Source organism: Allobaculum sp., assembly GCF_047010065.1.
Taxonomy (GTDB): domain Bacteria; phylum Bacillota_I; class Bacilli_A; order Erysipelotrichales; family Erysipelotrichaceae; genus Allobaculum; species Allobaculum fili.
Window position 1 is genome coordinate 1 of the sequence record NZ_JBKXLD010000083.1, and the last position, 10412, is coordinate 10412.

At 49.3% G+C, this 10412-nt stretch carries 5 protein-coding genes and 1 pseudogene; 5 read left to right on the forward strand and 1 reads right to left on the reverse strand.

The features are described 5' to 3' along the window. The first annotated feature begins 206 nt into the window (after positions 1-206). Entirely contained in the window at positions 207-4391 is a 4185-nt protein-coding gene (locus ACLUYS_RS07645) for a GDSL-type esterase/lipase family protein (protein WP_412659530.1), read from the forward strand. A 442-nt stretch (positions 4392-4833) separates the two neighbouring features. Continuing rightward, positions 4834-5364: a hypothetical protein gene (locus ACLUYS_RS07650; RefSeq protein WP_288338872.1), complete on the forward strand. Its 531-nt coding sequence runs from the start codon at positions 4834-4836 to the stop codon at positions 5362-5364. Between the two features lie 272 nt (positions 5365-5636). On the opposite strand, the gene ACLUYS_RS07655 is transcribed toward ACLUYS_RS07650, so the two are convergent. Next, positions 5637-6845: an acetyl-CoA C-acetyltransferase gene (locus tag ACLUYS_RS07655; RefSeq protein WP_230267894.1), complete on the reverse strand. Its 1209-nt coding sequence runs from the start codon at positions 6843-6845 to the stop codon at positions 5637-5639. 1337 nt (positions 6846-8182) lie between these two features. Here ACLUYS_RS07655 and ACLUYS_RS07660 point away from each other — a divergent pair. The 3 genes and pseudogenes from ACLUYS_RS07660 to ACLUYS_RS07670 all read left to right on the forward strand — a co-directional run. Then, positions 8183-9322: an acyl-CoA dehydrogenase gene (locus tag ACLUYS_RS07660; protein WP_230267895.1), complete on the forward strand. Its 1140-nt coding sequence runs from the start codon at positions 8183-8185 to the stop codon at positions 9320-9322. A 21-nt stretch (positions 9323-9343) separates the two neighbouring features. Next, positions 9344-10141 carry an electron transfer flavoprotein subunit beta/FixA family protein gene (locus ACLUYS_RS07665; RefSeq protein WP_230267896.1) on the forward strand — a complete coding sequence of 266 codons (798 nt, stop codon included), beginning with the start codon at positions 9344-9346 and terminating at the stop codon, positions 10139-10141. A gap of 11 nt (positions 10142-10152) precedes the next feature. After that, positions 10153-10412, forward strand: a pseudogene (locus tag ACLUYS_RS07670) (electron transfer flavoprotein subunit alpha/FixB family protein); the annotation flags it as partial.

The window sequence follows — 10412 nt, forward strand, 5'->3', positions numbered from 1 at the left end:
TATCCCAAGGAGGCGGTCGAGAAAATACCCGTCTTTTATTTGACGCTTACGTTTGAAACGGCAATGATTCGAATAAAAAATCTGTGTGTAACTTTTGAAAACTTTGCGAAAACGGTTTCTTCTCTCTTTTATAATCGGTTTATCTTTGGCGGATTTCCAAAATTGACGCACTGGATCCGCTCTTACGAAAAGAGAAGGAGATTTCTATGAACAGAAAAACAGCTCGAACGAAATTTTCAGTCCTGGCGCTGGCGCTTTCCATGAGCTGCACAGCCCTCGGATCGTCCATGACTCAGGTTCTTGCGGCCGAAGCGATCCCGTCGGCGGTACATACACAAACAAAAACGAATACCCGTCCGGCCGCGCAGGAAACACTTCCGGCAATTGAGGCCAAAGGCGGATATGCCCAGGTACAGATTGCGATCGACCGGGCAGAAGACGATACGAATACGTATTCCATTTTGCGTGCGGACAGCGAAAACGGTTCGTATGTTTCCATCGGGGAAACGACAGAATCGATCTGGATCGATACAATGGTTCAGACGGAAACGACGTATTTTTACAAGCTTCAAAAAGGCAGCGAAATCAGCAGCACGCCCATCGAAGCTTCCACGGGCAAGGAAGCCTATTTGCATCAGAGCGTACTGAACAAAGCACTGAACGAAAGCGAATCGGTATTTGACGGTACCAGAGTGGTCGATCTGAGCGATTCGATCGGTTCCATAAAAAATCTGGAAGAAGGATCCGTTTACATTCGCTTCAAATCGGAAAACGCGACCGATTCGGCGCTGCGCCATCTATTGACGTATCACAATTGTGCCAATCCGGAAGATATGAGCAATACAAACGCTTCGTATTCAACCGACAAGATTTTCTATCTGGCCCTCGATTATCGAAACGGTACGCATAAACTTCGTGCGGATCTGACCGGAGGAGCCAAAGCGACAAACGGAAGCGGCTATGGAGATGGTCAGTGGCACACGCTCGTTCTGACCAGCCGCGCCGACAATCCGACGTTTGGCGTCAGCGTGGATGGGGTGAGCGTTCTCAGTTATTCCCAGGCAGCGTTCAAAGGGCTTTTTACCCGACTTGTGAATGCGGACCGGCTGCAGATTGGCGGCTACAAACCAGCCGATACGGTCTATGAAGGGTTTAAAGGAGAAATTTCTCAGGTTGCAATCTCTTCTGAAGCGCTGACGACGGCCCAGGCCAATGCCCTCACGTCGGCTGAACAGAGCCGGTTTAAAAAAGACATGTTCTCGCTCGATGAAATCGGCAATACGTGGATGTTTGTCGGAGGAGAGGAAGTTGCTGCCAATTACGAGCATGTACAGGGCCTGCGCAGTTTTGTGTATCACTTTGAAGAATACGCCCGCTGGGAAAAGCCCAGACAGATGTCCACAGCTATCGAACCTTTAAAAATAGGGCATTCGCACTTTGTCGCCAATGCGGGTAAAACGGGAAATACGCTTTCGGATACCGTATCTGCACTGCCGGACAGCCAGAATGCTTTCCACGCCAGAACGATCGTTTACACTGCTGGAATCGAAGACATTCAGGAGTATGTGGCTGCACCGGATAAAAATGTCTGGAAAAACAGCTATCAAACGGCGCTGACATCGCTGAAAAACGCTATTCCTTCCAACGGCTATCTGGTGATTCAGACGCCGCACGCCTGCAAGGATGCCCAGAAAAATGCAGCCGCAAAAGAAATCGCTGATCTGATTCAGACGCATTTTGCAGCGGATCTGGGTGCCGAACCAAATGCGCAGAACGTGTTTGTGGTCGATCAGTATACGCATACCAATACCGATACGTTCAAATCGACCTGCCTGAATGCAGACGATCAGCTCAATGGCTATGGTCATTTTGAAATCGCCAGAATTCTGGAAAACGCGACAGGACAGTCGACGACCAGCGACTACAATGCCGGAAACCTCGATGACTGCATTCCCGTGGATCAGCCCGCCTACCATGATTTAGCCAATGGCAAGGAAGCCCTTCAGGCCTCGTTTGAAAATGCTTCGCTTGAACTAACCCTCGCTTCGTCCGACGTTCTTGGCGGATCCGACTGGATTTTGCATGCGGAAAATGGGGAAGTAGAGCTGAGTACACCCGTTCAGGCGAACGCATCCGTTTCGCTTCCTGTAAAGGATGGCTCATGGACGCTGCGCCTGATTTCGGAAGATGGAACGGCAGAGCTGCCTGCTTATTCGATTTCGAAAGGAGAGGCCTCGTTAAAACGTCAGTCGACGCTGCCCGAAGAAACAGCACTTTCCGATACCCAGAAACGGATTCGGGATTTATTGAAATCGGACAAAAAGCTGAACTGGATTTTCTATGGCGATTCCATTACTCATGGATGCCGTCATACCCGCGGCTACGATACGATCGTTCAGCTCTTTGATAAATACATGCACGCGCCGGACGGACTGAATCGACCAGACGATCTGATTCTCAATACGGCCGTGAGCGGTGCGATTGCCCAGGATACGCTGAGCGATCCCCATAAAAAAGCACGCATCGAATCGTATGTTCCCGATGTGGCGATCGTCATGCTTGGAATGAACGACTGCGCGGCATCCGGTATTACACCGGACGTGTTCGAAGCGCAGCTTAAGGAAAATCTCGCCACTATCAAAAAGCAGAATCCGGATGTGGAAATCATTCTCCGGGCCTGTAACGTCACCACAGCTTCCGGGCGCGGCAATCTGAAACAGTATATCGCCAAAGTGCGAAAAGTCGCCCAGGAAGAAAACTATATTCTTGCCGATCATGCCACAACCTGGGAGGCGGCGATGGCCAGACAGACGAATGCCAATCAGGGCGGAACCGGTAATCTGAACAGCGATGGTCTCCACCCCAACGGAATCGGGCATAAAGTCATGTTTGATGATCTGACCCGGGCCATGGGAATTTACGACACGTCCAGTCCAATCTGTCGTCTGCAGTACAAGATGAACCAGAAAAGTGCGCAGTCCGACAGGCAGCCGGTCTGCCAGACCGGGATTGGCGAACTGTCTCTGGATCTGACCGCTCTGGTCGATCCCGGAAAAACGGCAGGTACAGCGGAAGTTACCGTAACGGCAGCCGGCTTTTCGTGGACGAAAACATATGATATTGCGAGTCCAGACGACAGGACGACCCTTCGTTTTACAAATCTTCCGGCAGGAAAATCCGCCGTCGTGAACGTGAAGATTGCGACGACCGATGCGACCGTTACGACGTATACGCCGGCCACAGTGGAAATTCCATCGAAGACGGAGCCTGCGAATATCGTATTCTCCAAAGCCGAAGGCGGCTATGCACAGGCGGTACTCGAGTTTGAAAATCCGACAAACGCATCCGTCACGATTCTTCGCTCGTCTTCCTTAAACGGAACGTATGCGGAAATCGAAACCGTACAGTCCGGATCGTATACAGACCAAGTTGAACCGGATCAGACCTGGTTTTACAAACTGCGCTGGAACGATGGAGAAGAACAGACATCCCAGGCCAGAGAAGTGAAAACCGGCATGGAGGCCTATAAAGCCAGTGCCCAAGTCTACGAAGCCCTTTCTGGCCAGACGTTTGACGGTCAGACGCTGATCGATCTTTCCGATCAGGCCGATAGTGTAAAAGCCATGAATGCAGGAAGTCTCTTCTTCCGCTTTAAGACGGATGCAGCAACAGATTCCATGGCGCTTGTCTATGGAAAAGAAGCGGGTACAACGACTAGCCTGATCCAGACAGGCGGCGGTCAAATGAATCGCCATTCGATTTCCCTTCGCCCGCTGCAGGGCAAGCTGTCGCTGCGCCCGGATCTGGCCCACACCAGAGCCGATGGAAACACGGAAGATCTTGGCGATGGACAGTGGCATAACGTCGTTCTCGTCTGCACTTCCGGTCCGGATCGAACCTTTACCTGGTATATCGACGGTAAGGAAGTTCAGGCCTTTTCCGGAGCTGGCAATGCCGGCTTCTTCTCCACGCTGGCCGGCCTGAATCAGCTGACGCTTGGCGGTTATTACAACGGGAGCAATATCGCGACCGTAATCAACGGCTTTAAAGGCGAAATGCGCGATGTGATTTTCTCGACGGAATGTCTGAATCAGACCCATTCCCAGAAAATTACAGACGGTCTGTACAGCGAAACGGATCCAGAACCGGAACCGACGCTCATCACGGATCTTCTGGATGCGGCACTCCAGAAAGCCGATGCTCTAAACGGCCTCTATATAAATCAGGATCAGAACTTTGACGAAAAATGCACACAGGCCAGGTCGGTTCTGGAAAATCCGCAAAGACAGAGTGAAATTGATCAGAGTGCCAAAACGCTCAATCAGGCGCTGCTCGCTCTGCGTAAAGTTCCATCCGTAAATGCGCTCAGCAATTTGAAATCCGTTCAGTAAACCCGACGGCTGGATTTCTATCCTTGCCATCCAATGCGAAGGCCGAAGGAAATCCGTCCAAAATGAAATAGAAGAAAGGAGCTTTACAAGCCGCTTTATAAAAAGACCAGTTCTTTCGGATCTCAAAATCGGATTCGATCGAGCTGGTCTTTTCCATATATTGAAGAGGGGAGCCTGCATAAGAGAAGGGGAGTCAAGCCCGCTCGGACGTGCAAAATCACGATGTTTCTGAAGATTGAATCGATATGATCAAAATGATGAAAAAGCTTATCCAAAACGGATTAAAAAATTGCGTAACCTGTTGCGTGAGCACGCAAAAATGGCTTATGTACAGCCTGTGTGAAAGCGCATTACATTAAGGACGCGTTAAACTTTGCCAGGAAACCGGGTACATTTCCACAGCATTATTGGAATTCGATGTGTTTCGGTTTATTTTATTGATATGAAATCACGTTCCGTTCAGGTTTGCGACTGTGCCTGCTACCTTGCTAAAAACATTCGCAGCGCTGAAGGCGAACTGCCCAGCGCACAGAGAATTCACAACCTCCTGTATCTTGCTACACGGGAAAGCACCTGCATTTTTGGAGAAGGTCTTGTTCCCTGCACCTTCCGCTGCACCGATGACGGCGTTCTTTGTGAGAACTGCTCTCATACCGGAGTCCATTCGGGCCGATGGATTCCTGCTGCACCAAAAATGACCAAAAACGTTCTGGGTATTCTGAACTCGATTCTGGCAACGTATGGATCCTGGAATGAAAGCGAACTTCGACTTCACATCCTGCAGGAAAAAAGCTGGAATCACGCCAGAGAAACCGAAGAGGACGGCATTCTCAGTCAGGAAATGATTGCAGAAGATGCACAGAAAGTTTCCAGGCTGAATGCCCTCTGGTCGATGAGCCACTGCAGCTACGATCCAGTTATTCTGGATGACGCCGATCGCAGCGGATGCCTCTGCTTTGGTCTTCAGGCGTAAAACGGGAGGTCTGTAAGGAAAGGGCGAAACAGCAGACAGCCAAAGATACGAATCACTTTATATAAAGAGAAACAGATGGATCGGAAAGTCCTGCACAGGAAACTTTCCAGAGCGTCAGACGATGGAAAAGAGAACATCGTCTGACGCTTTTCTTTTGAAGTGCCTGGAAATTTCGAAGGGAAAGAGAAACCGCAAACCCTTTGTTTTCACGAAAACAGGACATGAAAAAAGCCGGATCCAGGATCCGGCTGAAGATTTGAATTCAGATCTTCTTAGTAAACCATTTTAACGATTACAGCAACACCCATGCCGCCGCCGATGCAGAGGGAAGCGAGACCATAAGTGAGGTGACGTTTAGCCATTTCGTAGATCAGGGAAACGAGGATACGGTTTCCGGAAGCGCCTACTGGGTGACCAAGAGCGATAGCGCCGCCGTTTACGTTGGTAACGGACATGAGAGCTTCGCGATCGATGCCAGTCTTTTCAACCAGTTCGTGGATTACGCCAAGGGACTGAGAAGCGAAGGCTTCGTTCAGTTCGATCAGTTCCATCTGATCCAGAGTCATGCCTGCATTTTCAAGAGCGTGCAGGATAGCCGGGGTAGGACCAAGGCCCATTGTCAGAGGATCAACACCGCCTTGACCAAAAGCAACGATTTCAGCGATTGGTTTCAGGTTGTTTTCAGCTACAGCGGATTCGCTGGCTACGATACACATGGAAGCCCCGTCGTTGATTCCGGATGCGTTGCCGGCTGTAACGGTTCCGTCTTTGATGAAGGAAGGTTTCAGTTTAGCAAGGAGTTCCATGGAAGTTTTTCTTGGATGTTCGTCGGTATCGAAGATAACGGTTTTCTTGCGTTCTTTAACTTCGATTGGAACGATTTCATCTTTGAATTTTCCAGCAGCGATAGCAGCAAGTGCTTTTTCCTGGCTGGCGAAAGCGAATTCATCCTGCTGTTCGCGGGTGATGTTGTATTTCTTCGCAATGTTTTCAGCGGTTACGCCCATGTGAACGTTGTTCATAGCATCTGTCAGCGCATCGTAAATCATGGAGTCAACAACTGTCTGGTTGCCCATCTTAACGCCCTGGCGGTTTTTGCCGGAGATCAGATAAGGAGCAGCGGACATGTTTTCAACACCGCCGGCTACGAAGATGCTTCCCCATCCAGCACGAATACGGATGGCTGCTTCGATTACAGCTTCAAGACCGGAGCCGCAAACCATGTTGATGGAATGTGCCGGAACTGTGTTAGGAATGCCAGCATCGATAGAAATGTGACGTGCGATGTTCTGGCCAAGTCCGGCACCAATTACGTTACCGATGATTACTTCGTTAACCTGTTCTGGTTTTACATTTGCCTGTTCAAGAGCTGCTTTCAGAACGGTAGCACCCATATCAGCAGGGGTTACATTTTTCAGAGAGCCCATGAATGTTCCGATGGCGGTACGTTTTGCGCCAACGATATAAGCTTTTTCACTCATTACGAATGACCTCTTTCTACTCTTACGAGATTTGCGATTTCATACTAGCCCACCCGCGAAGGAATATCAAACCGTTTTGTGAAAGAAATCACAGTTTCCCGGATTCCGACGCGATTGTTCGCCTTCCCAGATCGTGAACCGCTTTCAATTTAAAAAGAAAGCCGAATTGCCTTGTTTTTGGCCTTCGAAAGGACCGGATCGAGCAGGAAAACAAACGTGCGGACTGTTTGAATCTGTCTTTATCTTATCAGAGAGCCCCAGTTTCTAAACCATCATTTTTGACCGAGCGCTCAGACCAGAGGGGAAAAGCCGCCTGGTGACGCTCTGAACCGAAAGGGATTTCAGCCAGATGTCACAAATTCTCAGAAGATTTTCCGAGCAGGCACTTTAAAGGGAACGACTGGATCTGAACTCCCGTATAAGAGTGAGATCACATACAGGATCATGTCCAGGAGAAACAGAAAATTGACCGGCAGATTCGAATGCCCGGCAACGGAAGAAGAAAAGAGAACTCGCAACTTCCTGACGGGCTGATCCACAAAATGGCTTTCCCATATAGAGGAGCACGCAAGCATAGAGGCACGCAAACCCAAAACAGGGAAAAGAAAACCGGATCCTGCGGGCGCGGCGAATCCGGAAAACGAGTATGGTCTGTCAGTCATCGTATAGAGAAGAGTCCGATCCAGTCTCTTTTATATAGACGATCTTATATTGGTGATCTGTTATAGCCGATCTGTCTGTATATGGACGCTGTATGGGCTGCTTTCTTCACTGCGAAGCAATTCTGAATGAGGACAGCGAGTGAACGGGAGGCGCAATCCGTAAGAAGTGTTCCCAGAAGAACAGGGGAGTGAGTGAACCGAAGCAAAACGAAATACAGCGTTTTGTCAGGCAGCCTGACCGTTTGAGGCGTTCCTTTTCGAAGAAGAAAGCTGTTCGAATCGGATGGAAAATACGAAATTGTGGGATGGAGCGAAACGGAAAACATTGAAAAAAACGGGTTAAATTCTGAATTAATAAACAAAATGCAAAATGAAAGCGATATCATGGAGGTGGACCGCAGAAATGTGGGTATATTTTGCCCGCTTCGGGCCATTCTGGTCAAGGGCATGTCTGATTCCCTTTAGGTAGGCCTTTTATGTAAAGGAATTGACAGATTTTAAATACCGGAAGAGCTCCCACACTTTTGTGCTGACGTGTGAAAGTATTCACATTTGAAATTGACAGTACTTTGGAAAGGGCTATTATTGTGCTTAGTACAAAGAACGGGTACGTTTTCGTACGTCTTTGTCCTGGATCCTAAGTTCTATTTGAAGAGAAAGGAGAACTTCATTTTTATGGATTTCAATTTAACAGAACAACAGAAACTGATGCAGAAGTTGTTCCGGGAAGTTGCACAGGCAGAAGTCAAAGACAATGCTGCTGATGTCGACGAAAAAGAACGCTTTCCAAAAGAAAACGTTGAAATTCTTCGTCAGGCAAAAATGCTTGGAATTCCTTATCCACGGGAATACGGAGGAGCTGGCGCCGATTATCTGTCCTACATTCTGGCAGTCGAAGAACTCAGCAAAACCTGCGCTACTACAGGCGTAGTCCTCTCTGCACACACCTCCCTGGGTACCTGGCCGATCGCTCAGTACGGTACGCCGGAACAGAAGGAAAAATACCTTCGTCCGCTGGCTTCCGGTGAAAAGCTTGGCGCATTCGGTCTGACCGAGCCAAACGCCGGTACCGATGCTGCCGGTCAGCAGACAACCGCCGTTCTGGTCGGAGACGAATACGTTCTCAACGGAACAAAGATCTTTATCACCAACGCTGGCGAAGCTGATGTCTATATCATTTTTGCCATGACCGATAAGTCCAAGGGAAACAAGGGTATTTCCGCTTTCATCGTTGAAAAGGATACTCCGGGCTTCACCATTGGACAGCACGAAAAGAAACTCGGTATCCGCGGTTCCGCGACTTCCGAGCTGATCTTCAACAACGTTCGCATTCCTAAGGAAAACCTTCTGGGCGGTGAAGGAAAAGGCTTCAAAGTTGCCATGTCCACACTCGACGGCGGACGTATTGGTATCGCAGCGCAGGCTCTTGGCATTGCCGAGGGTGCTCTCGAAGAAACCATTAAATACGTTAAGGAAAGGAAGCAGTTCGGACGTCCGATCGCTAAATTCCAGAACACACAGTTTGTCATTGCTGACATGCAGACTCGCATTGATGCAGCCAAGATGCTCGTTTACCGCGCAGCTATGGCCAAAGAAGAAGGCAAACCTTATTCCGTACTGGCTGCTGAAGCCAAGCTCTTTGCTGCAGAAACAGCTATGGAAGTTACCACAAAGTGCATCCAGCTGATGGGCGGCTACGGCTATACCCGCGATCTGCCAGTTGAAAGAATGTTCCGCGATGCCAAGATTACTGAGATCTACGAAGGAACATCCGAAGTTCAGCGCATGGTTATCTCCGGCGCAGCGCTTCGCTAGTGGAAAGGAAAACGGGATACTATGAAAATTGTTGTATTAGCTAAACAGGTACCTGACTCAACCGAAATTACAGTCGACAAGAAAACCGGAACCCTCGTTCGTGACGGCGTACCTTCCATCATCAACCCCGATGACCTCGCCGGTCTGGAAGCAGCTCTTGCTCTGAAAGACAAATCGGACGATGTAGTCGTTGAAGTCCTCTCCATGGGTCCACCTCAGGCTGCCGGGATGCTCCAGGAAGCCATCGCCCGCGGCGCTGACAAAGCGTACCTTCTGACTGACCGTCGTCTTGGCGGTGCAGATACCTGCGCAACCAGCCGCACCCTTGCTGCTGCGCTCGACAAAATCGGCTATGACCTGATCATTGCCGGACGTCAGGCGATTGACGGCGATACCGCTCAGGTTGGTCCGCAGACCGCTGAACGTCTGAACCTGCCCCAGGTAACTTATGTAGATGAAATTCTCGAAGTTGCTCCGGATCATGTTCGCGTAAGAAAATCTCTCGAAGATGAAGAACAGATCGTCGCTGTTAAACTGCCGGCTGTAATCACTACGCTTTCCGGCATGAACAAGCCTCGCTACATGAACTGCAACGACATTGTTGATTCCTTCAACAAGCCGGTTGTCATCATGACTTACGATGATCTCGCTGCAGATCTTCCGCTCAGCCAGATCGGTCTGGCCGGATCTCCGACCCAGGTTTACCGCACATTCACAAAGGATGTAACGGCTGAAACGGAAACCTTCAACCTGTCCGCTGAAGAAACAGGTAAGAAAATCGCTGAAACTCTCAACGAGAAACAGCTGATCAAGAAGTAGAAAGGATTGTCATGGCTACATTTCCAGATTACAAAGATATTTACGTATTTGTAGAACAGAAAAATTCCCAGCCTGCGGAAGTCGGCTACGAACTGATTAACAAAGCTCGTGAACTCGTTGATGCTTCTCCGGAACTCGGCTACAAAGTAGTCGGCGTTCTCCTTGGCGAAAACGTAAAAGACAAAGCAGCTGACGTCATCGCTCACGGTGCTGATGAAGTTATCGTTGTCGATGATCCGAAGCTGAAAGACTACTCTACTCAGTTCTACAC

Bases quoted from the DNA above. Each gene is read 5' to 3' on its own strand.
- ACLUYS_RS07645 (WP_412659530.1), top strand. From the start codon at position 207: ATGAACAGAAAAACAGCTCGAACGAAATTTTCAGTCCTGGCGCTGGCG.
- ACLUYS_RS07650 (WP_288338872.1), top strand. From the start codon at position 4,834: ATGAAATCACGTTCCGTTCAGGTTTGCGACTGTGCCTGCTACCTTGCT.
- ACLUYS_RS07655 (WP_230267894.1), bottom strand. From the start codon at position 6,845: ATGAGTGAAAAAGCTTATATCGTTGGCGCAAAACGTACCGCCATCGGA.
- ACLUYS_RS07660 (WP_230267895.1), top strand. From the start codon at position 8,183: ATGGATTTCAATTTAACAGAACAACAGAAACTGATGCAGAAGTTGTTC.
- ACLUYS_RS07665 (WP_230267896.1), top strand. From the start codon at position 9,344: ATGAAAATTGTTGTATTAGCTAAACAGGTACCTGACTCAACCGAAATT.